Annotated in this window: 20 protein-coding genes; 9 read left to right on the forward strand and 11 right to left on the reverse strand. The window is 63.7% G+C overall.

Annotated elements, in window-relative coordinates:
* Positions 1-40 precede the first annotated feature (40 nt).
* From E1748_RS06735 to E1748_RS06750, 4 genes are all read right to left on the reverse strand, one after another.
* Entirely contained in the window at positions 41-5,374 is a 5,334-nt protein-coding gene (locus E1748_RS06735) for an autotransporter-associated beta strand repeat-containing protein (RefSeq protein ID WP_133646334.1), read from the reverse strand.
* 229 nt (positions 5,375-5,603) lie between these two features.
* Positions 5,604-6,416 carry a sulfotransferase family protein gene (locus E1748_RS06740; protein ID WP_133646335.1) on the reverse strand — a complete coding sequence of 271 codons (813 nt, stop codon included), beginning with the start codon at positions 6,414-6,416 and terminating at the stop codon, positions 5,604-5,606.
* 178 nt (positions 6,417-6,594) lie between these two features.
* A complete protein-coding gene (locus E1748_RS06745) occupies positions 6,595-7,014 on the reverse strand; it encodes a lysozyme inhibitor LprI family protein (RefSeq protein ID WP_133646336.1) in 420 nt (139 codons plus the stop codon).
* 36 nt (positions 7,015-7,050) lie between these two features.
* A complete protein-coding gene (locus tag E1748_RS06750) occupies positions 7,051-7,632 on the reverse strand; it encodes a flavin reductase family protein (protein WP_133646337.1) in 582 nt (193 codons plus the stop codon).
* Between the two features lie 174 nt (positions 7,633-7,806).
* On the opposite strand from E1748_RS06750, the gene E1748_RS06755 reads away from it, so the two are divergent.
* A complete protein-coding gene (locus tag E1748_RS06755) occupies positions 7,807-8,427 on the forward strand; it encodes a trimeric intracellular cation channel family protein (protein WP_133646338.1) in 621 nt (206 codons plus the stop codon).
* 31 nt (positions 8,428-8,458) lie between these two features.
* On the opposite strand, the gene E1748_RS06760 is transcribed toward E1748_RS06755, so the two are convergent.
* Positions 8,459-8,752 carry a hypothetical protein gene (locus E1748_RS06760; RefSeq protein ID WP_133646339.1) on the reverse strand — a complete coding sequence of 98 codons (294 nt, stop codon included), beginning with the start codon at positions 8,750-8,752 and terminating at the stop codon, positions 8,459-8,461.
* Between the two features lie 321 nt (positions 8,753-9,073).
* Between E1748_RS06760 and E1748_RS06765 the strand changes: the two genes are divergently transcribed.
* Positions 9,074-9,808, forward strand: coding sequence for a hypothetical protein (locus E1748_RS06765; protein WP_133646340.1), 735 nt, complete (start codon positions 9,074-9,076; stop codon positions 9,806-9,808).
* Here E1748_RS06765 and E1748_RS06770 read toward each other — a convergent pair whose 3' ends face one another.
* The gene (locus tag E1748_RS06770; protein ID WP_133646341.1) at positions 9,809-10,072 is read right to left on the reverse strand and encodes a DUF2164 domain-containing protein; all 264 of its coding nucleotides are present in this window, start codon (positions 10,070-10,072) and stop codon (positions 9,809-9,811) included.
* Positions 10,073-10,264: 192 nt separating this feature from the next.
* Between E1748_RS06770 and E1748_RS06775 the strand changes: the two genes are divergently transcribed.
* Together E1748_RS06775 and E1748_RS06780 are read left to right on the forward strand one after the other, a co-directional pair.
* The gene (locus tag E1748_RS06775) at positions 10,265-11,494 is read left to right on the forward strand and encodes an AAA family ATPase (RefSeq protein ID WP_133646342.1); all 1,230 of its coding nucleotides are present in this window, start codon (positions 10,265-10,267) and stop codon (positions 11,492-11,494) included.
* 25 nt (positions 11,495-11,519) lie between these two features.
* Positions 11,520-13,292, forward strand: coding sequence for a cobaltochelatase CobT-related protein (locus tag E1748_RS06780; RefSeq protein WP_133646343.1), 1,773 nt, complete (start codon positions 11,520-11,522; stop codon positions 13,290-13,292).
* Positions 13,293-13,347: 55 nt separating this feature from the next.
* Here the strand turns inward: E1748_RS06780 and E1748_RS06785 are convergent, their stop codons facing one another.
* From E1748_RS06785 to E1748_RS06800, 4 genes are all read right to left on the reverse strand, one after another.
* On the reverse strand, positions 13,348-13,686 hold the full coding sequence (locus tag E1748_RS06785) for a hypothetical protein (protein ID WP_205965202.1): 339 nt from the start codon (positions 13,684-13,686) through the stop codon (positions 13,348-13,350).
* A 70-nt stretch (positions 13,687-13,756) separates the two neighbouring features.
* Positions 13,757-14,554: a methylmalonyl-CoA decarboxylase gene (scpB, locus tag E1748_RS06790; protein WP_133646344.1), complete on the reverse strand. Its 798-nt coding sequence runs from the start codon at positions 14,552-14,554 to the stop codon at positions 13,757-13,759.
* Positions 14,551-15,807: a CaiB/BaiF CoA transferase family protein gene (locus tag E1748_RS06795; RefSeq protein WP_133646345.1), complete on the reverse strand. Its 1,257-nt coding sequence runs from the start codon at positions 15,805-15,807 to the stop codon at positions 14,551-14,553. The genes scpB and E1748_RS06795 overlap by 4 nt, the downstream gene beginning before the upstream one ends.
* A 45-nt stretch (positions 15,808-15,852) precedes the next feature.
* Positions 15,853-17,169, reverse strand: a complete 1,317-nt coding sequence (locus tag E1748_RS06800) for an MFS transporter (RefSeq protein ID WP_133646346.1) — start codon at positions 17,167-17,169, stop codon at positions 15,853-15,855.
* 176 nt (positions 17,170-17,345) lie between these two features.
* Here E1748_RS06800 and E1748_RS06805 point away from each other — a divergent pair, with 176 nt between their 5' ends.
* The 4 genes from E1748_RS06805 to E1748_RS06820 all read left to right on the forward strand — a co-directional run bounded on the left by E1748_RS06805 (position 17,346) and on the right by E1748_RS06820 (position 20,223).
* The gene (locus tag E1748_RS06805) at positions 17,346-18,266 is read left to right on the forward strand and encodes a LysR substrate-binding domain-containing protein (protein ID WP_133647273.1); all 921 of its coding nucleotides are present in this window, start codon (positions 17,346-17,348) and stop codon (positions 18,264-18,266) included.
* Positions 18,267-18,422: 156 nt separating this feature from the next.
* Entirely contained in the window at positions 18,423-18,797 is a 375-nt protein-coding gene (locus E1748_RS06810) for a hypothetical protein (protein WP_133646347.1), read from the forward strand.
* Between the two features lie 131 nt (positions 18,798-18,928).
* Positions 18,929-19,231 carry a hypothetical protein gene (locus E1748_RS06815; RefSeq protein WP_240766374.1) on the forward strand — a complete coding sequence of 101 codons (303 nt, stop codon included), beginning with the start codon at positions 18,929-18,931 and terminating at the stop codon, positions 19,229-19,231.
* 107 nt (positions 19,232-19,338) lie between these two features.
* Positions 19,339-20,223: a bifunctional helix-turn-helix transcriptional regulator/GNAT family N-acetyltransferase gene (locus tag E1748_RS06820; protein WP_133646349.1), complete on the forward strand. Its 885-nt coding sequence runs from the start codon at positions 19,339-19,341 to the stop codon at positions 20,221-20,223.
* Between the two features lie 12 nt (positions 20,224-20,235).
* On the opposite strand, the gene E1748_RS06825 is transcribed toward E1748_RS06820, so the two are convergent.
* Positions 20,236-21,168 (reverse strand): nitrilase-related carbon-nitrogen hydrolase, encoded by a 933-nt coding sequence (locus E1748_RS06825; RefSeq protein WP_240766375.1) that lies wholly within the window; start codon positions 21,166-21,168, stop codon positions 20,236-20,238.
* 103 nt (positions 21,169-21,271) lie between these two features.
* On the opposite strand from E1748_RS06825, the gene E1748_RS06830 reads away from it, so the two are divergent.
* A complete protein-coding gene (locus E1748_RS06830) occupies positions 21,272-22,150 on the forward strand; it encodes a LysR family transcriptional regulator (RefSeq protein WP_133646350.1) in 879 nt (292 codons plus the stop codon).
* Positions 22,151-22,160 lie beyond the last annotated feature (10 nt).

Consider the following 22,160-nt stretch of genomic DNA (forward strand, 5'->3'; position numbering starts at 1 on the left):
AGTGCCGACGATCGTCGGCACTAACAAAAGCAGTAGCCAATCAGAACTGATACCCGAACTTCAAACTCGCCGCCTGCGCCGACGCATGCGTCGTGTTGATCAGCGTGTCGTAACCCACCGATACCGTCATCGCTTTGGTCGGTTGCATGCTGAGACTCACGCCCGCCGTCAGATAACCGCGCGGCAAACTCGTCCCCGGTGCCGCGAACAGCGTGCCGTCCTGCGCGGTCACCGACACCGCGCGACTGCTGCTCATCAATTCCTGCGCGTAACCCAACCGCACCTGCAGATTGACAGGCCGCAGCGCATCGCCGAACGCCTTGTCGACGGTCACTTCGGCATACGGTTGCAGGCTGCGGACGTTGTCGGTGCCGACGCCGAGATCCTGTCCGCCCGCCCCGCTCTCGCCAAATCCGTTTGCACGGAAATACGCGTAGCGCAGTCCCATGCTCGGCGTCACGACGATGCTACCGAACGTCATCGGCATACTCGCCTGGCCGCCGGCCGTGAACTCGTTGCCGATGTGGTCGCCCTCTGCGGTGCCGAGCGGACCGAATGGTCGCTTCTGCGACAGGAAGTCGAGCGCATAACCGGCAGTCGCCGACACGCCGACCGGTCCGAACCAGCGGCTGCCATACAGCGCGACGCGCAACGTGTCGGCGGTGCCGGAGTCGCCGGTCTGCTGTTCGTTGACATCGGTGTGCGTGTAGCCCCCGGCGACACCGAGCGTGTAGTCGCCGAACTTCCTGTCGAGTCCCGCGAGAAAACCGTAGCGGTTCGCCTGATAACCCGGTTCGCCGCTGGTGCCGCCCACGTGCGTCTGCGCACCGGTCGCATCGATCCAGCCATCGGGCGCCGCAGCCGTCGCCGACGAAACATGATTCAGTCGTGCAAGCAACGCCGTGTTGGCAGCCTGCGAACCGATCGACACGCTTGACCCAAGCGCGGTGTAAATACTGATGCCCGTCGGCGCAACGACCACCGGCGTCACAGGCGTAGTCGGGTTACCCGGTCCAACAACCGCCGCATCCGCGAGTGCAAGCCCCACCGCATTGCCCGAGTACGTCACGTTCTGCTGCAACGACCCGAGCAGCGCACCCGAAGCCATGGTGTTCGTCACGCTGCTGAACTGCCCGCTGATACCCTTCGCCGAGACGAGCGTGTACTGCTTCGCGGTGTACGTGCCGGGATCGTAGGTGATCGCGAGTACGCCATTCAACGTCGCCGTGCCGCCGACGTTCAGCAGCGAAGCCGCCGTCGGACTGACCTCGACCGCGAGCGTGCCGTTGCTCGCCTGCGTGTAATTACCGCCGACGTTGAGCGTGCCGATCGACCCGCCCGGCGACACCGTACCGCCGTTGTTCGCGATGTTGCCTGCCACCGTGCCGTGACCGCGCAGCGTGCCGGTCGCGTTGACCTGCAGATCGCCTGCGAGGGTCGCGCTCGCGTGATCGGCATCGCCGACTTCGAGCGTGCCGGCGTTCAGGATCGTGCCGCCGGTGTAGGTGTTCTGACCGTTCAGCAGCAGCGTCCCTGCGCCGCTTTTCAGCAAACCGCCGGTGCCGGTGAGCGCCTGCGCGACGGTGAACGTGTTCGTTGCATCGTCGATATCGAAGCCGCCGCCCGCGCTGCCCCAGACGATGTTGCGCGCCGTCTGGTTGAAGCCCGTGCCGGTGACCTTCAGCGTGCCGCCCTGGAATTCGAGCGGGTTCGCACTCGCGCCGAGATTCGCATCCGACGCCACCGACAGGAAGCCGCCGGACAACGTCGTCGTGCCCTGATACGTATTATTGCCGTTCAACACCAGCGTGCCGCCGTCGGTTTTGTTGAGACCGTCAGTGCCGGCGAGAACGTTGTCGACGACGGCCGTCGCGCCGCTGCTCACGCGCACCACCGGCGCGACGCCGCCCTGTCCGACGAGCGTCAGTGCATCGCCGGTGAGGTGGTAGCCGTCGGTCATGAACTGCATGCCGGTCGCGCTGACCGCGCCGTTGCTGTCGTCGACCGTCACGGTGCCGGCGGCGCCGCCGAAGATCGCGAATGCCGGCTGCGGCGACATCGGTCCGACGAACTGGCCGCTGGTGTCGGCCCACGTGTTCGAGAACGTGCTCCACGTGCCGCTGCCGCCGCCCATCGAACCCGCACTCGCCTGGCCGTTTGCGTCCCACTCGTTGAGCGTGAAACCCTGCGTATCGATCAGGTTGATCTGCTTGTCAATCGACAGCACCTGCAGCGACATGCCGGATGGCGGCGCGAAGCCGCCGCCGGTGATCGACAGCGACGTGCCCCACTGGAACAGGTTGTACAGCCCCGGCCCCATGCTGCCGAGATTCGTCACGTTGAGCGTCGAGGTGCCGATCGACAGCCCGCCGGTCACGACGATGTGATCGCTCTGACCCGGCGTGCTGAAGTTCGGACCCGGCGCGCCGAAGTCGAAGTTCAGTTTCGAGCCGTTGCCGATGGTGAGATCGCCGTTGACCGTCAGCGTACCGATCTGGCCGGCACCACCCGCGGCGAGCGTGCCGCTGTTCGACACAATCGTATTGCCGACGGTGCCGAAGCCGCCCAGCGTGCCGCCGTTGACGCTGACGGCGCCGGCCACTTTCGCCGTCGTGTGCGTGCTGTCGCCGACGAACAGCGTCGAGTTCGCAGCGACCGTCGTGAGGCCGGTGTAGGTGTTCGCGCCGTTGAGTACTTCGCTGCCCGCGTTGACGTTCAACGTGCCCGCGCCGCCGATCACGCCGCCATACGTGCCGGCCGCATCGCTGAGCGTGAGACCTGCGCCGCCGAGATTGACGTTGCCTGCATTGCCGGCGAGGCTCACGACGCTCAGGCTGTTGCCCGTTCCGGCGCCGGAGATGTCGAACGTGCCGCCGGTCATCTGTACGCTCGAAGCGGCAATCGTGCCGTTGATGCCGAACGAGAGCGTGCCGCCGTTGATCAGCGTGGTGCCGGTGTACGTGTTGTGGCCGGACAGCGTCTGCGTGCCGCCGTCGAGCGTGATCCCGCCGCCGGTCCCGCCGATTACGCCGCCGAACGTGTTGCCTGCGTTAGAGAGCTCCAGCGTGTTCGCACCGAGCGTCACCGTGCCGGCGCTGGTCAGGCTGCGCATGCCGAGCGTCGAGCCGCCGGTGAGACCGGACAGGTCGAGCGTACCGCTGACCAGGGCGAGCGATTGCCCCTGGCCGATCTGCGCGGCGCCGGTCAGCTTCAGCGTGCTCCCTGCACTGATGTTCGTGATGCCGCTGTACGTGTTGACGCCGGTGAGCGTTTCCGTGCCGCCGACGATCGCCAGGCCACCGGTGCCGCCGATCACGCCGCCGAACGTGTCGGCGGCCGCCGTGAGCAGCAGGTTGTTCGCACCGAGCGTCACGGTGCCCGCACCGGACAGGCTGTGCAGCGGAAGCGTTGTGCCGGCCGTAAGACCGGACAGGTCGAATGTGCCGGCCACCACTGCACGCGATTGACTGCCGGCCCTTCCGCCGCCTGTCAGCTTCAGCGTGCTCCCCGCGTCGATGGTCGTGTCGCCGGTATAGGTGTTGACGCCGGTGAACGTTTCCGTGCCGCCGTTCAGCGTCAGTCCGCCGCCGGTGCTGCTGATCACCCCGCCGAAGGACTCGTTGTTCGGGTTGTTGAGCGCGAGCGTGTGCGTGCCGAGCGTCACGTTGCCGCTGCCCGAGAGACCGGCGAGGGTCGCGCTGCCCCCGCTGATGCCGGAGACGTCGAACGTGGTCGCTGCAACGCCGGTCACATCGGTGCCGGACATAGTGCCGGCGCCCGTGATCGCTACACCGCCCGCATTGATCGCCAGCTGACCAGTGAACGTCGACAGATCGCCACTCAGCCCGAGCGTGCCTGCACCGGCCTTGATCAGCGAACCTGCGCCACTGACGCTACCGGTGAAGCTGCCGGCGGCAGCCTGATCGAACTCGACCGACGGCGCCGTCCCGCTGCCGCTGCTCGCAAACGTCAGATTGCCGGCGAACGTGCTGCTGCTGCCGATCAGTTGACCCTGCTCGACCGTCCAGTTGATGCCGCCGTTGCCCGTGCCGGTCAACGTCCATGTGCTGTCGCCGGCCTTGACGTTGTTCGCGAAGCCGACGATCAATCCCGAGTTCAGCGTGCCGGCACCGGCACCGCCCAGGGTCAGCGTGTCGCCGCCGTTCGTGGTACCGCTCAGGCTCTGGATATTGCCGGTGAAGGTCGCGCCCGGGTCGATCGTCAATGCGTTGCCGCCGCCTGAAAACAGCACCGCGTTGGCCTGTGTGCCGTCGCCATTGAGCGCACCCTGAATCGATCCGCCGGTGGTGACCGTCTCGCCGCCCCACGCACGCACGCCGACGCCACCGAAGCCGTTGCCGCCGGAACCGGTCGCGCCGCCGGTGATGGTCCCGGCGTTGGTCAGCGACGAACCCGCGCCGACGAGGTTGACGCCCGCACCGCCTCCGCCGTTACCCGCGGGCTCTCCGGAGCCGTTGGTGAATTGACCCGGTGCGCCACCGGCGCCGCCCGTAATCGTCCCACCCGCGCCATTGGTGATCGCTGTGCCGGCGCCGAGCGCGAGCATGCCGTCCCCGCCTCCGCCACCGCTACCCGCGTAACCATTATTGCCGCCGCTACCGCCGGCGCCACCGACTATCCTGCCGTTATTGATGAGCGACACGCCGCCCGCACTCGTGCCGACGATGATCCCCGCGCCGCCGCCGCCACCCGAACCGCCGTCGCCATTTGTCGCCGCATTCTGGTCGCCGCCCGCGCCCGCCGCGCCGCCGGTGATCACCGTCGCGGCGGACACGGTCGGCGTCGAGTTGCCGTCGTTGATAAAGATGCCTGCACCACCGCCGCCACCGCCGCCGCCAAACAGGCCCCCTGCCGGCGCTGTCTGGCCGGGCTGGCCGGCCCCACCCGTCACCGACGTACTGGCACCCGCCGATCCGATCGCGCCCACGCTGCCGCCGGCGCCTCCCGTTGCCGTGATCGAGTGAATGCTGTCCACCGAAGTGGCGCCAGCGCCACCGTTGCCGTTGCCGTCGGCAGTACTGCCCGCGATTTCGGAGGTGCCGCTCGCGTCGAGCGACGACGCATCGCCGCCCGTCCCATTGCCCGAGGCGCCATTGTTGATACGGCCAGGGCGCACACTCGTGCCGCCCGGCGCACCGCATCCCGACGGACTCGTGGGCGTACAGACCTGGCTCCACGCGGGCACGCTCATCGACGCGAGCACGACGGTCGCGATCGCCAGTGCGAGTGGATTGCGGCGCAGTGCGCGCGCCGAGAAGTTACCGGAAGCACCGCCCTGGGCACGCGCGTTTTCCGGCGCCGCCTGCAGCACGTTGAGCGACGGGTTCCATACGAGTCGGTAGACACGATTCATCGAGATCTCCCCCACACGTCGCTCGCGCAGCGCGCGCGACGGTGACTGATATTTACGGCAAATCAGTTCCGTCGCACCGGAAACTCATGCATGTGTCTCGGGACCGTCTGCTCGTATTCTTTGATTTATAAGACAACGAGTTGGCGTCGTATCGTGACGCATGTAGACAGTCGAATCAACAGTTTTTAATCAAAATGAATAGACCCGTTTTATTGCAACGCGCCGCGCTTTACACGACCCTTACGCCGAATTTGTTTGCTTGCGGATTCACCCAGAACGCGTCGTTCTCGAAACGCCGGAAAACATCGGGCGGCAATATCGTTGCGCGTTCGGACGCGGCAACTTTCCTGTGGACTTTATGTAAGCCAGGCGTGCCGGCTCGCGCATCGAACGCGTCGGCGTCGAAGATCACGTTGTCGAAGTCGTGCTGGAACAGCGGCTCGCCGATGAAGTCATAGATCGCCGCCATCGCAGCAGCGGGATCGCGCACCAGCGTCTCGTATTGCACGAGCATCAGGTGCGGCGTGTGCTCGCCGTAGAACGCTTCCTTCAGCGCGTTGTACGCGTGACCCACCATGCCGTCGGCGTTGCCGACGCCTTCGGCACGGCTATAGACAGTGCCGCCGGTCTGGAAATTGAAGATCGACGAAGGCTGCAGCGCATTGTCGCGAATCACGCGCTCGATACTGTCGATGATCCACGATACGTGACGCACGCACGCGATCGTCTTCGCGCCAGGAAACAGCTGCTGCACGAGCGGCTGCTTCGCACACCACATCCGGCTGGTATCGAAGACGACGTCGGCGGCAACCTCATCGCCGTAGTAATTGTCGAATACGCCGCGCAGCAGACGGGTGCGCTGCGCGTTGTCGATGAACAGCGAGAACTCGTTGCGGTCGCTCATCTCCCCGAGCATCGCGAGCACCATGCCGGCGACGGGCCCGCTCATGTTCGCGTGAAAGCGCGGGTTTTGTCGGAGCAATGCGGCCAGAAGCGTGGAGCCGGCTCTCGGCAGACCCGATATGAAATGGAATGAACGCACGCTTTTCCTTTTCGATTTCCGTTTGCTTTTCGACAGGCTTTTTGCCTTGCAGCGTATTACTACTCTGGTGCGATATTGCTTGCGATTCGACCGCTTGTGCCGTCAGCGGAAATTTAAACGCGTAGCGCGTCGACGACAAGCGGTCGTGCGATTTTTATATCTGAATGCGCGCGTCGTGCTACTGCTGCCCGCAGCCGATATCGCCTTCCGCGCAATGCAGCTGTTCGTCGAGCAACGTGGTCTGCGCACGCGTGAGCCGCGCGAGACACATCGAATACACCATCGGCTGCGCGCTGTACGGCGTCTGCGCGGCGGTCAGGAAATCGCACTGCGCGTTGCGATACGTGAGCCACGCGCGCTCCGCCTTCAGCAGCTCCGCCTTGCCCTGCGGACTCACGCGTCGCGTCAATTGCTCGTACGTGTCGTTCAGCTTGTGATCGGCGGCACGGAAGTCGAGATCGGCGCAGCGGTTCATCGTCAGTTGATCGGACGCGTTTGCGCAGTCCGCGCGCGGCGGTTGCGCGCTCGTAGCGGCGAAGGCACTGCCGCCGGCACACAGAACGAGCGTTGCCGCTGCATGGCGTGAGAACCGGATCATCGTAGGTAAGCTCCTGAGTGGAATGTAGCCAGCACGTCAAGCGCGCGGCGCACGGCCGGCCGGTTCGACTTCGAACGCCTCGCCGGTTGCGAAGAACGTGCCGCCCGCGACGTAGTGGCAGGTGCGCAGATCGGGATCGTCGAAGTGCCAGCGATGATCCGAATAAACGCGGCTGTCCGCATACGCGGCAACCACTTCGCCGATGAACAGATCGTGCCGCTGGCTCGCATCGGGAATCACCTTGCACTCCATCCACGTGACGCAGCCGGCAAGCATCGGTACGTCGATCTCGCGGCCCTTGAACGTCTCGAGCTGGAACGCGGCGAACTTGTCGAAGTCCTCGCCCGCATTCGAGCCGACCGCGAGCGTCTGCCGCGCGAAGCTCACCGACGGCAACTGCAACCCGAACACGCCGCTCGCTTCGATCAGCTGACGCGTCAACGTATGACTGTCGATCACGACAACGATCTTCGGCGGATCGAAGTCGAGCGGCATTGCCCACGACGCGGCCATCACGTTCGACCGGTCGCCGTGCGCGCTCGTGATGATCGTGACGGGGCCGTGATTGAGCAGGCGCGTCGCGCGCGGCAGCTCTACGTTCTCTCTCGTGGCGTTCATGTATCGTCCTCGCGCGGCGTGGCGCGCAATCGTCGTGGTGATGTCATCGCTATACAGGTGAGCATTCTAGACATCAATCCGTCGATGCACACGCTGGTGTGTCCGCGGTTATCATCGCGATCAGTCGCCGGACGGCATGTCGCCGGCTCCCTCTTCGTTCCGCTCCCGACGTCCATGAAAAGAATCGAAACGGTCGTGCTCGCAGCCGACCTGGCAGGCACCGCGGTGTTCGCGCTCGAAGGCGCGCTCGCCGCGATGCACGGCGGACTCGATCTGCTCGGCGTGATGGTGCTGTCGTTCGTCGTCGCGCTCGGCGGCGGCGTGATTCGCGATCTGCTGATCGGCGCAACGCCACCGAATGCCGTGCGCGACTGGCGCTATCCCGCGCTCGCATTCGCGACGGGTCTGCTGACCTTCGTCTTTCACGGCTCCGCGCGCGAATTGCCCGCGCTGCTCGTCACGACGCTCGATGCGGCCGGGCTTGCGCTGTTCGCGGTCGCAGGTGCGCAGAAGGCGCTCAACTATGGAATCGGGCCGTTCATCGCGACGTTGATGGGCACGGTGACCGGCGTAGGCGGCGGGGTGATCCGCGATCTGCTACTCGCGCGCGTGCCGCTCGTGCTGGTCGCCGATATCTATGCGAGCGCGGCGTTCGTCGGCGGCGTAGCGCTCGTCGCTGCGCGACGCTTCGGTGTGCCGCCGGTCGCGGCTGCGTTGCTGGGCGGTGGAGTGTGCTTCGTGCTGCGGATGCTTGCCGTCACGCACGGCTGGCAGTTGCCGAAAGTGACGATGTAGCGGTTCCGGCGCCGCGTGTTTCGCGCGGCGGTCAATCGCGCCGGTGCCGATCGCCAAGCGCAATACCGACGAGCGCCGCGACCAGCACGATGCCGACCACCGCCACCGTTTCCGCCACGGCAATCGCGACGTGCGTCGGTCCGATCACCGCGACGCTGCCGACCAGCAGTCCGATCCCGCACAGCGCACACAGCGCGACGAGCGAACTGGTGTCGTGCGTTTCGTGCGCGTCACGCGAAGCCGCTGTGTCGTGAACGTCGATACCCGGCGCGTCGTCGCCCGGCGCACTGCGTCGCACCGGATCGGCTGGTGTCGAAGCCCGCATCTATATTCTCCTGCTGTGAAAGGGTGGCGTCGGTCTGTTGCGCGGTGGCCCGCTCCGACCGTGCGATTCGGTATGACGATATCGTCGTCAGCGCGAACGGCGTCCGTTCGCATCGGGATGAATGGTAAAGCGGGGATCGCGAACCGTTCAAGCTCAATGTTATGCGTGCGCGATTCGTCTACGCTCAGTGGTCATCGCCGTGCGCGAACATGCCAGAATGTATTTCGATGCGTTCGCGTCTCCCGCCTTTCGACAGCGAATGTTCTATCGCCCGAACGTGCCGCTCTCTTTAATCAAACGATCGAACCGGACGTAAATCGCATGCAGCCTGGCCGCGCTTTCTTCGATCTGCAGCTTCGTTTCGCGGAGCGCGTCGCGATACTCGCGGGTCTGTCGTTCGAAGACTCGCTGCTCGATTACACGAACCTGTATGTGCGTTTCGGTCTCGGCCGAGCGTTTGACCGGATGCATCCGGTGTGGCGTGCTTATGCAGACGGTCTGTGCGACGCGGACGATGCGTCCGCGTGGACCTGGCATTTCTATCGAACCCACGCGCATGAAGTGCCGCCGCCGCACACGGTCGCGAGCTTCGGCTGCTTCACGTACGCGGAAGCATCGGACGATCTGATCCGCCTTCACTTCCAGTACACGGACCCGACAGGCGCATCCGCGCTCGGTGTCGCGCGGATGCCCGCACGGCTCGCCGAACTGCATGCGCTGTTCACGCACGTCGCGCACCATCGACCGCAGACGCAGCGCGTCGCCGGCACGTCGTGGCTCTATCATCTCGACGGCTACCGGTGCCTTTTTCCAGATACCTATCTCGCAAGTGCGACGCTCGCTCCGGCGCGCTTTCGCAACATGCCGCTGTGGGGGCAGTTTCTCGACCGGCACGGCAACGTCAGGCCGCACGTCGCCGCGCAATTCATCGAACGTATTGCGCGCGCGACGCATCCCGACGACCTCGCCGCATGCTTCCCGCTGCAACCGCTCGCGCCGGAAGCACCGATCGACGCGTTCTACGCGTTTCATCGCGTGTCCGCTTCGTCAACCTGACTAGCGTCGCTTGTCGTAGCGCTTCCAGTACCCGAACGCCTCTTCATGACATTCGAGATCGAGTTCGGACACGCGCGCCTGCATCCGCTGCTGCGCGTCCTGAATCGCGATGTTGTAGATCGCCGGGCCGACCTCCTCGACGAAGAAATTCAGCAGCGCGCCGGCCTGCACATTGCCGATCCGCTCTTCGAGGTTCGCGTCGAAGTAGCGTTGCAGCGATGCGATCGCTTCCTTGCGAACGTCCTTGTCCAGTTCTATCGTCATGGCGTCGTCGCTCTGCTAGAAAAGAAAACCCGATTATGACCGCGAGCGCGGCGGTTTTGCGCGGTCGCGACGTTGCTGATAGCATCGTCCGGCACGGGCTTTCACATACATTGCAATGGCCGCGCTCCTTCATACTTTCGCGCTCCTTCATACTTTCGCGCTCCTTCATACTTTCGCACTCCTTCACCGATCATGAACGCATCCCCGCTTTTCGACGATTCATCTGCCGGTGCCGGCCTCGGCGTGTACACACGCGCGCTCGGCGGCGGCAGCGAATGGTGGCGTGTGTCGCTGTCCGAGCGTCCGTTCATGTACCGGATCGAACACGGCCACGACGACGGTTCGGTCGATATCGATACCGTCGTCGATCGCGAGAACCTCGATGCAAAGCTGCAGAAGTGGCATCGCGAAGGGTATCTGTCGGAAGACGAACGGGCACGCGATGAAGATGCGTCCGTATATTCGGCGAGCTTTATCGCAGACCTCGAGGAGGCGTCGCGTGGTTATGCCGCAGCGTCTGCTGCACAGCCCAGGCTTAACGAAGCACAGCCGTCGGTAACCATCGGCCGTGTCGACGTACCCACAGGTGAGCCGAATCCGCTCGTCCCCGCGATCAACCCCGCGTATCTGTTTCCCGAACGCTTCGACGATATCGTCGAAGACATCGTCGAGAATCGCCGCGTGATGCTGATCGGACATACCGGCTCCGGCAAGACGAGCCTGATCGAGCAGGTCGCGGCGCGTGCACAGTACGGCGTGCTGCGCTCGAACATGAACGGCCAGACGACGGTCGGCGATTTCGTCGGCTTCTGGACCGTGAAGGGCGGCGAGACGGTGTGGGTCGATGGCGTGCTGCCGACGGCGATGCGCGACGGCCGCTGGCTGATCGTCGATGAAGTGGACTTCGCGGAGCCGGCGATTCTCGCGGTACTCACCGCCGTGCTCGAACCAGGCGGCCGTCTGTTGTTGAAGGAGAAAGGCAACGACATCGTCGAGCCGCATCCGTCGTTCCGTCTGTTCGCCACCGCGAACGCGGTCGGCGCGATGAGCCAGTTTCGCCATCTGTATCAAGGCGCGAATCTGATGAACGAAGCGTTCCTCGATCGCTGGCGCGTGTACCTGATCGACTACCTCGCACCCGACGAAGAGGCTGACGTGCTCGTGCGCACGCTCGCGCCGCATCTGACGCCCGCGATGGCGCGCACGCTCGCCGCAATTGCCGCCGACTGCCGTGCCGCGTTCGCGCGCGAAGACCTCGCGAGCGCGTTCTCGACACGGCGTCTGCTCGACTGGGCGCAACTGATGCTGCGCACCGGCGACCCCGAGCGCGCCGCCGGCCCCGCGATCTACGCGAAGGTCAGTCCGGAAGATGCCGCGTTGATCCGCAGCATCATCCGGCATTACATCGCGCCGCGCGCGTAACGCCAGCGTAACGCGAGATCACGTCATGCAGCCCGCACGCGGCGCCGACACGTTCGGCTTCGAATCGACACTCGGCAAGATCGCGCGCGTGCTGACGGGTCAGTACGGCATCGAAGTCGCGTTCAGTCCCGAGGGACCGCGCGTCGAACGCGGCCGGATCGTGATTCCATCGTGGGACGTAGTTGACGAGCTCGATCGCGATGCGCTCACCGGCTATCTCGATCTGCTCGTCGCGCGCGCGAAGTATTCGGCTAACGATGCGCTCGTTTCACTCGGCAACGGCACTCACCAGAGACTCGCGCAGGTCATCGAAGACCGGCGCGTCTGCGCGCAGCTGCTCGAACGCTATCCGGGCGCGCGCTGGTTCGTTGGTCAGTTGCGCCGGCACGCCGCGCACGATGCGCGGCAACGCTGGGAAAAACTGTCGTGGCGCGACCGGCTGATCTGGCTCGTCGAACGGCGACTGTGGGACGAGACACCCGACGTCATTGAGCTGAGCCCATCGCTATCGGCAGCATTGCATGCCGTCGACGAAGCGCTCGCCACCGCGCGCACGAGCCGTTCGACGCCCGACAGCATCGCATCTGCGCGCGCGGTGATCGCGACGGTGCGCGCGCTTGCATCGACGGGCGGTGCGCACAACATGATGTTCACCGTCGGCGCGGCGGATGGCTACGACGCGGAGTCGGTCATCGCGACGTTCGATGCGCCGGATCTTCCTGCGGGCGGCGACGGCACGGCTGCCCCCGATAGCTCGACGAGCCATTCCGCCGACAACGATGCGAACGCGAACGCGAACGCGAATGCCACCACCGCAGCAGGCATGGGCCACGCGCCGCTCGGCGAGCCGACCGCTTCCGAAGGCCTCGACAACGCGCCACCCGCTCCGGATGCAATCGCACGACACGCCCGACCGCTGCTATCGATCCCACTCACAACCGAGTTCGACGTCGTCACCGATCTAACGGGCCGAGGCGACACGCGCGACTGGCACGCACTGCGCACGCTCGCACGTGCCGAAACAGCGCCGCTGAAAGCGAAGCTCGAACGCGCGCTGAAGGCCGACGAACTCACGCACTGGAAGCGCGAACAGGAGCGCGGCGAAATCGATCGCACAGCCCTCGCACGACTCGCGCGCTCGCCGGGATATCGGACGCCGTTTCGCGTGAAGCGCGTGACGAAGGGACGCGACGCGGCCGTGACACTGCTCATCGACCGCAGCGGCTCGATGGCCGGCCGCAAGATCGAACTTGCGCGGCTATGCGCAGCCGCGTTGTGCGATGCGCTGACGCAGCTCGGCTTCGATTCCGAAGTGCTCGGCTATAGCTCGGTCGAATCGGCGGAAATGAAGCAGTTGTATGAACGGCGTCGCGCGGCAGGTGTCGAGATGAGCGCGTTCAATCGCACGGTCGAGCGGCTTGATCTGCAAATCTATAAGCGCTTCGGTGTCGCCGATCCAAGCGGTCTCGCCGCGCTCGAATGCGGCCACGAGAATCCCGATGGCGAAGCGCTCGCGTGGGCAGCCACGCGGCTCGCCGCGCACCGTGCGGAACGCAAGATCCTGATGGTGCTCTCCGATGGCTATCCGGCGACCGGCGACGGAAACCCGGACGTGCTGCGCACCGATCTGCATGCACGCATCGATGCGATCGGCAGGACCGGTATCGAACTGATCGGCGTGGGGATTCTCGACGATGCGGTCGATGCGTTTTATCCGCGGAGTATTGTCGTGCGGAAGTTGCATGAGCTGCCGGGGACGGCGTTCAAGGTGTTGAGTGCGATGTTGCTGGAGCGGTGAGTTGTGTCGGGCGCAGATTGCGGGGCGCACGAACACGACCGCTTCGCGGGTACCGCTATCGACCCATCGCTCCCGCTCCCGCTCCCGCTCCGGCAACAGCCACACGCCCCACTTCGCCCAGACCCGCCTGGGTATCGACATGACGGATAGCCGCCGCAGCCTGGTCGTGCTGTCGCTTCTGCAGCGCTTGCGCCAGCAGTTCGAGAAATACCGCGACGTTTGCCTGCTTGTACGCTCGCTGAAAATCGATGACCACCTCGACAATCGCCGCATCGCGACTGGCGACGCTCAACGTACTCGCGATATGCGAACTTCCTCGCGCCAGTTCCGCCATGTAGATGTAGCGGTAGGTCACGAGGTCAGCGTCCCACTGCGTCCGTCGACTGGTTTTCATCGTGTGTCCCTCGCGCATCGGTTGCGACTTCGCGCCGGCCCTGTCCTGTTCAGCGTCGACGCGAACGACATCACTTCCCCTTGAAGACCGGCGGCCGCCGCTGCGCGAACGCATCGAGCCCTTCGCTGAAATCTTCGCTTCCACACGCCAACCGACGCAGTTCGGCGATCTGTTCCATCGCCTGCACGGGCACCGGCTGCAAATCCTCGAGGATGCGCAACTGCTCCTTGACCGCCTGGATCGCAAGCGGTGCCTTGCCTGCGATGCCGCGCGCGAAATCGAGCGTCGTCCGTTCCAGGCGATCGCTGTCCACCAGACTGTTCACCACGCCGAACCGCTCGGCGCGCTCCGCATCGAGCGGCTTCGCGCAGAAGAACATTTCCTTCAGCACGTGGATCGGCAGGTTGTTGACGAAGCGCAGCAGACCGCTGGTCGTATAGGGCAACCCGATGTTCGCCGGTGTCATCGCAAAGCGCGCGCTACGATCCGCGATGACCAGGTCGCAACTCATCGCGAGATCGACGGCGCCGCCCCACACCGATCCCGACACCATCGCGATCACGACGCCGGGATACGCGCGCACGCGGCGCAACACGCGTTCGAGCGGCTTGCCATAGGCGACCGGATCGCGATCGTGGGCGAGTTCGCCCAGGTCGTGACCGGCGCTCCATACTTCCTGCCCCACGCCGCTCGTGAGAATGACGACCGGGATGCGCTGCGCAGCGAGTTCCACCAGACCCGCATCGAGCCCGTCGAGCAGATCTGCACTAAGCGCATTTCGACGCGTCGGATTACTGAAGACGAGTTGACCGATCCGCTCTTCCGCGATGCTGATGGACACGGTGCAGGACGATTGTCTGCCGTTCATTGCGCGACCCCCGCCGTCTGTTCCGATGTTTTCGTCGCGTCATACTCCGCCTGAAACACCGCCTTTGCATCGATCAGCGCATCGATCGTTTCGGCATCGAAGTCCGCTTCGCGCAGCACCTCCAGCGTGTGTTCGCCGAGTGCGGGCGGTGGGCGTCGATGCACTTGAGGCTCTGCATCCTCGTGTGCCGGGATGGAACTCGACATCGGCGTCATGACCTGACGCAGCGGACCGAGCGTCGGATGATCGAGCGTTTCGACCAGCCGGCAATGCAGCACCTGGGGATCGCGGAAGACTTCATCGAGCGTGTTGATCGGCCCCGCCGGCAAACCCGCGCCGACGAACAGTTCGGTCCACTCGCGTTTGCTGCGCGTCTTCAAACGCACTTCGAGCAGCATCTTCAACTCGTCCCGATTGGCGACGCGCGCTTCGTTGGTCGCAAAACGCGGATCGTCCTGCAGGCTCGGAAGATCGAGCAGCTTGCACAGACGCAGCCACATATCGGTGGTGATCGGCGCGAGATTCAGCGGACCGTCCGCTGTTTCGAACACACCGTACGGCGCGATGACCGAGTGTGCGTTGCCGGTGCGACGCGGAATGTCGCCGAGACTCAGATAACGCTGGCCGTGCACACTCAGCAAGCTGACGAGACTCGCGAGCAACGACGTGCTGACATGCTGACCGCGTCCGGTGCGTTCGCGCTCGTACAACGCCGCGAGAATCGCCATCGCGAGCCACATGCCCGAACTCAGATCGCCGATTGCGGTGCCGGTCCGCGTGGGGTCGCCGTCGGGAAAACCGGTCAGGCTCATCAACCCCGAGTAGCCCTGCGCGATCTGGTCGAAACCGGGCCAGCCGCTCATCGGACCATCGGCGCCGAACGCGTTGATGCTGCCCATCACGAGCCGCGGGTTCCGTGCGCTCAGCACGTCGTATCCGAGTCCCATGCTTTCGATGGTGCCGGGCTTGAAATTTTCGATCACGACGTCGGCGCCGTCGATCAGGCGATGCAGCGCCGTCCGCCCATAAGCATTGCGAAAGTCGATGCACACGCCGCGCTTGTTGCGGTTGCAGGACAGGTAGTAGGTGCTCACGCCGCGATCGAACGGCCCCCAGGTCCGGCTCATGTCGCCGCCGCCCGCGGGTTCGACCTTGATGACGTCCGCGCCGAGATCGGCCAGCACCATCGAGCAGAATGGCCCGGACAGTGCACGGCTCAAATCGACGATCTTGATTCCCGGTAACGCTTGCATTGTTTTCTCCCTCGAATCGATAACGGTGCGGCCCAACCGGGCGCGCTATTCCGGCAGTGTCTGGTGACGGGTTTCGACAGCGAGCGGCAGGATGAAAATGCCCACGACGAAAGCCGCTGCGGTCCATGCGACCGGAATGCCCAGCGAGCCCTGCCAGTGAATTGCCGCACCGAGCAGAAAGTTGACACCGGCGCCAAGAAAGCGACCCACCGATGCGTTGAACGCAAATGCAGTCGCGCGGATGCGGCCGGGATATTGCTCGGGCAGCCACAGCGAGAAGATCGCGAAATTGCCGCCGAAGAACCCTAAAAACACCAGCGACACCATGAACGGCACGAGCCCGTTCGGCATGTAGAACGCGAAACCGAACGAGAACACGATCGACGCGGCCATGCCGGCAAAGTAGACGCCGAGCGCGGCGCGCCGCCCGAGTCGTTCCGCGAGCCACGGTGCAACGAGACAGCCGAGGATCGTCGCGAAGGCAAGAATCGCTGCGCCGATCGACGCGAGATGTACCGCGCCTTTATGGTCGATGCCTGCCCGCGTCGCGAGCGTGGTGACCGCGCTGGCCTCGTAGACCGAACCCGCCCACAAGCCGACGATCGCGACGCCGACCAGCGCCGAACTGGTCAGCGTGCGGCGCAGGTAAGCTGACGAGAAAATCTCCCGCATCGGACGCGCCGCCATCACAGGCTTCTGTGCGCTGTGCGACGCATCGCGTCGTCTGCCGGGTTCCTTGACCCTGAACACCGTGAAGATCGCAACCAGCGCAGGCGCGAGGCCGCAGAGGAACATCGCGCGCCAGCCGTAAGTCGCGCCGACTGTGTAGTTCAGCCACGCCGCGAGAAAGAAGCCGACGTAGTAGCCCGTCTGAAGATAACCGGCGCCCATCTTGCGTCGATCCTCGGGCCAGCTTTCGGCCACATAGGTTCCGGCGAGTGCCCACTCGCCACCGACACCGATGCCGGCGATCAACCGGAACGCAGCCAGCTCCCAGACGTTGTGCGCGAATGCGGCGGCGCCGGTGAACACCGAGTAGATCAGGATGCTGGCGGCCAGCATCTTGACCCGGCCGAAGCGGTCCGCGAGCGGCCCCCAGATGAACGACAGTCCCCAGCCGATCAGAAACAGTGCGAACAGGATCGAGCCGTACATGCCCAGATTGCCTGGCGTCGCAGCGATACCCGAGTTGGGCAACAGTTCGGTCAACGCGGGAATCAGCACGAGCGCGTAAATGACCGAGTCCACGCCGTCCAGCACCCAGCCAGCGTAGACCGCCCAGAAGCCGCCGATCTGTTCGCGGGTGAGAGGGGTGCGACGAGGCCGGCTGCCAGGCGCAACTGCGGGTTCTGCTGTAATCATCGATGTCTCCATACCGGCATGCAGCGTCCGCAGCGAAACTGCGCGATGCCGTCAATGCCGAGTTCTTTTTTAGGTGTCTGCGAGTCCAGTATAAAAAGCGCACCGATAATATAAAAATATGATATTCATCTAATCCGATCGGATTTTCTTATGGAATGACCGACGAGGAGACAGACGTGGATCTGCGGCAACTTCGGTATTTCGTCAAGGTGGTGGAGCTTGGCAACGTCACGCGGGCCAGCGAGGTGCTGCATATCGCGCAGCCCGCGATCAGCCAGCAGATCCGCAATCTGGAGCAGGAACTCGGCATGCAGTTGCTGGAGCGCAGCGTGCATGGCGTCGCGCCGACAGCAGCGGGACAGACGCTCTACCGGCACGCAACCGACCTGCTTCGGCAGGCCGACGGCACGCGCGAACTGCTGCGTCAGGATGCCGAAGTCCCCCAGGGCAAGGTGTCGGTCGGCATGCCGTCGAGCACGGCTCGGGTGCTGGCGATTCCGCTGGTCCGCACGGTTCGCGAGCGTTACCCAGGCATCGTGCTGGAACTGATCGAAGCGCCGAGCGCCGATATCGGCGCGCTGATCAACAGCGGACGGGTAGAACTGGCCGTGGTGGTCGACCCCGTCGAGACGCATGGGATCGCAGCGCAGAAACTGCTGACTGAGGCGTTGTACCTGGTCGCGTGGCCGAAGTTTCGGATGTCGAAAGGAACGGTGACGCTCGCGGATCTGGCTCGCATGCCGCTGGTTTTGCCGAGCGCACCGAATTCAATTCGCAGTCGCGTGGATTGGGCGCTGAAAGAGGCGGGATTCGCGTGTGACATCCTGTTCGAGGCGAGCTCCACTACGCTTCTGTTTGCAGCGGTGATGGCTAAGCTGGGGGTGACGATCCTGCCGTGGCCGGCCGCGCATGTGGAACTCGATGAACGCAAGCTCAAACTCGCCAAGGTCGATCACCGGTTGTTTTCACGTGAGCTTGCGCTGTGCTGGCATGACACGCAGTTGTTGAGTAATGCGGTGCAGAAGGTTAAGGGGACTATTCTGGAGTTGTTTGATGTGTGGGGAAGGCATCCGGTTTGGGCGGTGGGGGGTATTTGAGCCGTGGCCGGAGCTCTTCGAAACGAGCTATATTTTCTTCCTTAGTAATTTCAAACATGCTTAACGCTCACTACCTAACCATGGCAAATCTCGATCACTCCATGGAACCCGCGGTTGACGTGCAACGTTGACGACCAGGCTTTCGAGGAAACGACTATGGGATACGACGTCCACATCACCCGCAAGGAAAACTGGTTCGATAAAAGCGGAGCTAACATCGGTATTGACGAGTGGAAAGCGCTTGTTCTGTCCGATCCAGATATGCGTCTCGACAATGACGCGAGTGTGGTCGTGGGGGGCGGAAGTATTCTGCGCATAGACAGCGAAGGACTGGCTGTCTGGACCGCCTACGCAGAGGCAGCATCAAGTGGAACCATGGTGTGGTTTAGTTTCCGGCGAGGCAATGTAGTAGTCAAGAACCCTGATAGAGCGATTCTCGGCAAGATGTGGCATCTGGCACGGAAGCTTGACGCAAAGGTACAAGGCGAAGAGTGCGAAGTGTACGGCGCCAATGGCAGCATTATTCGCTAGTGAATTGCCACCACTCGGAAGCAACGAACCGCCAAGCGAAAAAACAAATATCGGCCCACAACATGTCGCACGAATACCTTGTCATTTTCCAGTACCACGAGCCTGAACCGCTACGGCTATTCGAGCTCGGTGTGACCGAAGACTACGAATCGACGACTGGAGTCTTCATCAACGCAGCGACAGCGGAAGAAGCTTTGATCTGGTGCGAGACAATCGCACAAGCGCTTCTGCGGCGCTGCAATGACGACATATCGTTGAACTGGAAGCAGTTGGGGCATAGATGCTGGATCGAGCCCGATCCCGAAAAATCGCCTTGGGGTCATTGCTTGAGCTTTTTTCTGCACGTTCAGGCAGGTGAAATGCCGAACATCCATGCAATGGGTACCCCCGCTTACATCCGTTGGCAAGATGGCCATAGCGGTTCTGCAATCTGAAATGGAGTGCGGCCGGTCTTCATCTGAACCAGGCCAGTCTTTGCGCAACCGCCGCACTTCAACCGTTAAAGTTGACATCTCCAATATCTCTGACTAAAGTCAGATATATGAACCCATCTGACATCCTCCAGATCCGCAGCTTCAACCGCATCGTTGCCGAAAGCATCGGCGCGCTCGACGAGCATTTCCTCGGACGAGGCCGCCCGATGGGCGAGTCACGCTTGTTGTGGGAAATCGGCGTCGAAGGTGCGGACGTCCGCACGTTACGCGCACGGCTCAATCTCGATTCAGGCTACGTCAGCCGCACATTGGCTTCGCTTGAAAAGCAAAAACTCGTCGCGATCGTCGCGCATCCGGACGATCGACGCGTACGCCAGGCTCGCTTGACGTCGGCAGGTCTTAAGGAAAGGGCCGAACTCGAGCGACTCTCCGATACAGTCGCTTCGCGCGCACTCGAACCGCTAGGCGATGAGCAGCGCAAAAAACTCGTCGCCGCCATGGCCGAAGTCGAGCGCCTGCTGCAACCGTCTCTCGTGCAATTCACGCTCGAAGACCCGGACAGCGACGACGCACGCTGGTGCTTCGAACAGTATTTCGGCGAACTCAATACGCGCTTTGAAGCAGGATTCGACCCGTCCGCGAGTCTGTCGGCGGATGCCGACGAACTGAGAGCGCCGCAGGGTGCGTTGATCGTCGCGAGACTTCATGGAAGCCCGATCGGATGCGTCGCGTTGAAATTCCACAAGAAGTCGCCAGCGGAACTCAAGCGGATGTGGGTCAGTTCCTCCGCGCGCGGGATGGGTGTAGGCCGCCGGTTGATCGTCGAGGCCGAGAACCATGCTCGACAAAGCAAGGTGCGCGTGATTCGCCTTGAAACAAACCGCGCGCTACGCGAGGCGATTTCGCTATATCAGCGATCTGGGTACGTCGAAGTCGAGGCATTCAACACAGAACCCTATGCACATCACTGGTTCGAAAAACGTCTAGCCTGAAGGCGAAAAACTTCAAAGCCGCAACCGGTTCCTCCCCACCACCGCAAACGAAACCGCCACGGCCCCCTTCGCAACCGCACGCGGCGATTCAGGCAGCAACGCACGACCATTCGACGGATGCTGTTGCTGCTGCGCCAGCGGTCCATACAAATCCGGACGCCGCGCGGCAAGCCAGCGACGTCCACGGCTACCCCCAGCGAGCGTCATATCGACGTCGGCGACCGCACCGACGCCTTCGGTGTGGGACGCGCACGTGGCCAGCACATGCCCCGACGGGTCGACGATCATCGCGGCAGCATCGCTACGATCATCGCTATCGACACCCTCCGCAAACGCGACAAACATTCCGTTATCCGCTGCCCGCGCCGACAACGCCGCAGCATCCAATCCGTCGTCACCCACGCGACCGCGTTCACGCCGATGCGCAGCCACCAGCAACGTCGCATCCATCAACGCAGTCATCCGCACGTTCTCGACCGGATAGCTGTCGCTGCCGATCAGAATCGCGACGCGTATCCCCCACGCAGTATCGAACACGGTGAACGCATCGCCATTGCCGATCCGTCGATGGCCCGCTGCATGCAACTGTCGATGGCAATGCCGCTCGCCACCCGGCAAGCACACCGCATAGCTGTTGAACAACCGCCCGTCCGGCGCCCGTTCGATCAACCCGACGCCGCACGCAACACCGGTTCGATCGACCGCAGCGGCAACCGTACGAACCGACGCGCCGTCGAGCGGTTCAGCAAGCGCATCGAGCTGCGCGCGCGGCAGCTTCGCCGTGTTCGCATAACCGCTCAGGCTTTTTTCCGGAAACACCGCAAGCGCGACGCCCTCACGTGCAGCATCGCCGAGCAGCGCGGCGATCCGCGCAGCGTTGTGCGCGTTGTCGCCGTCGCGCGAAACGAACGGTATCGAGGCGACCCGCAACGTCGATGCAGCCAAGATCTACTCCCAAACGATCGATGAACTCCATTGGACCGTCCGGCATTCGATAAGTAAAATGAATGTTTTGATCGATTCGATAACACAATCGAATGGAATCCGCATGGACCTGAAACTGTTGCGCGCGTTTCTGACGGTGACCGAACTCGGGCATTTCGGCCGTGCCGCCGATACGTTGCACGTCAGCCAGCCCGCGCTCAGCAAGCAGATCGCCGCGCTTGAGACATCGCTCGGCGCGAGACTGTTTGAACGCGGCCGGCATGGCGCGGAGCTAACCGCGTTCGGTACGGGCTTCGCCAGCGATGCGGAGCAACTGGTGCGGCAGGCAGACGACATCCTCGCCCGTGCGCGCGAATCGGCATCCGGCAAGCGCGGGCATTTGCGCATCGGGCTCGGGCTGTCGACGCTCACGCATACACCGAAACTGATCGCCGAATTCCGCCAGCGCTATCCCGACATCAGCGTGACGTTGAACGATCTGTCGTCGGCCGAGCAGACGCGGCGCATTCTCGCGGGCACGCTCGATGTCGGTTTTCTGCGTCTGCCGGCCGAACCGGGGCTGTCCGCGTTCGCGGTCGTCGACGAAGCGCTCGCGCTCGCGGTGCCCGAGCATGCACGCTGGAAGCGTCTGCCCGCCGATCTGAACGAACTCAACGAAATCGGCTTTATCGCGCTGTCGCGTGCACGCGGGCCGGGGCTCGCTTCGCAGATCGATCGCTGGTGCGGCAAGCGCGATTTCGTGCCGCGCGTGATCCAGCAAGCCGACGACATCCAGTCGGTACTCGCCGCCGTCGCGGCGGGCGTCGGCGCGGCGCTATTGCCGTCGCGCGTGCGTTATCTGCTGCGCGATGCACGCGTGCTGTCGCTGCGCGATCCGTCGACGCGCTGGCATGTCGGCCTCGCATGGCAAACGCATCGCGACGACGCAGTGGTGAAGCGCTTCGTTTCATTCGTGCGCTCGGCCACGCGCGGCACGCGCTAAACCTCAAGCG

The organism is Paraburkholderia flava (assembly GCF_004359985.1).
Taxonomy (GTDB): Bacteria; Pseudomonadota; Gammaproteobacteria; order Burkholderiales; family Burkholderiaceae; genus Paraburkholderia; species Paraburkholderia flava.

Bases quoted from the DNA above. Each gene is read 5' to 3' on its own strand.
- E1748_RS06765 (WP_133646340.1), top strand. From the start codon at position 9,074: ATGCAGCCTGGCCGCGCTTTCTTCGATCTGCAGCTTCGTTTCGCGGAG.
- E1748_RS06775 (WP_133646342.1), top strand. From the start codon at position 10,265: ATGAACGCATCCCCGCTTTTCGACGATTCATCTGCCGGTGCCGGCCTC.
- E1748_RS06760 (WP_133646339.1), bottom strand. From the start codon at position 8,752: ATGCGGGCTTCGACACCAGCCGATCCGGTGCGACGCAGTGCGCCGGGC.
- E1748_RS06785 (WP_205965202.1), bottom strand. From the start codon at position 13,686: ATGAAAACCAGTCGACGGACGCAGTGGGACGCTGACCTCGTGACCTAC.
- E1748_RS06750 (WP_133646337.1), bottom strand. From the start codon at position 7,632: ATGAACGCCACGAGAGAGAACGTAGAGCTGCCGCGCGCGACGCGCCTG.
- E1748_RS06800 (WP_133646346.1), bottom strand. From the start codon at position 17,169: ATGATTACAGCAGAACCCGCAGTTGCGCCTGGCAGCCGGCCTCGTCGC.
- E1748_RS06795 (WP_133646345.1), bottom strand. From the start codon at position 15,807: ATGCAAGCGTTACCGGGAATCAAGATCGTCGATTTGAGCCGTGCACTG.
- E1748_RS06735 (WP_133646334.1), bottom strand. From the start codon at position 5,374: ATGAATCGTGTCTACCGACTCGTATGGAACCCGTCGCTCAACGTGCTG.
- E1748_RS06820 (WP_133646349.1), top strand. From the start codon at position 19,339: ATGAACCCATCTGACATCCTCCAGATCCGCAGCTTCAACCGCATCGTT.
- E1748_RS06830 (WP_133646350.1), top strand. From the start codon at position 21,272: ATGGACCTGAAACTGTTGCGCGCGTTTCTGACGGTGACCGAACTCGGG.
- E1748_RS06745 (WP_133646336.1), bottom strand. From the start codon at position 7,014: ATGATCCGGTTCTCACGCCATGCAGCGGCAACGCTCGTTCTGTGTGCC.
- E1748_RS06810 (WP_133646347.1), top strand. From the start codon at position 18,423: ATGGGATACGACGTCCACATCACCCGCAAGGAAAACTGGTTCGATAAA.
- E1748_RS06770 (WP_133646341.1), bottom strand. From the start codon at position 10,072: ATGACGATAGAACTGGACAAGGACGTTCGCAAGGAAGCGATCGCATCG.
- E1748_RS06755 (WP_133646338.1), top strand. From the start codon at position 7,807: ATGAAAAGAATCGAAACGGTCGTGCTCGCAGCCGACCTGGCAGGCACC.
- scpB (WP_133646344.1), bottom strand. From the start codon at position 14,554: ATGAACGGCAGACAATCGTCCTGCACCGTGTCCATCAGCATCGCGGAA.
- E1748_RS06780 (WP_133646343.1), top strand. From the start codon at position 11,520: ATGCAGCCCGCACGCGGCGCCGACACGTTCGGCTTCGAATCGACACTC.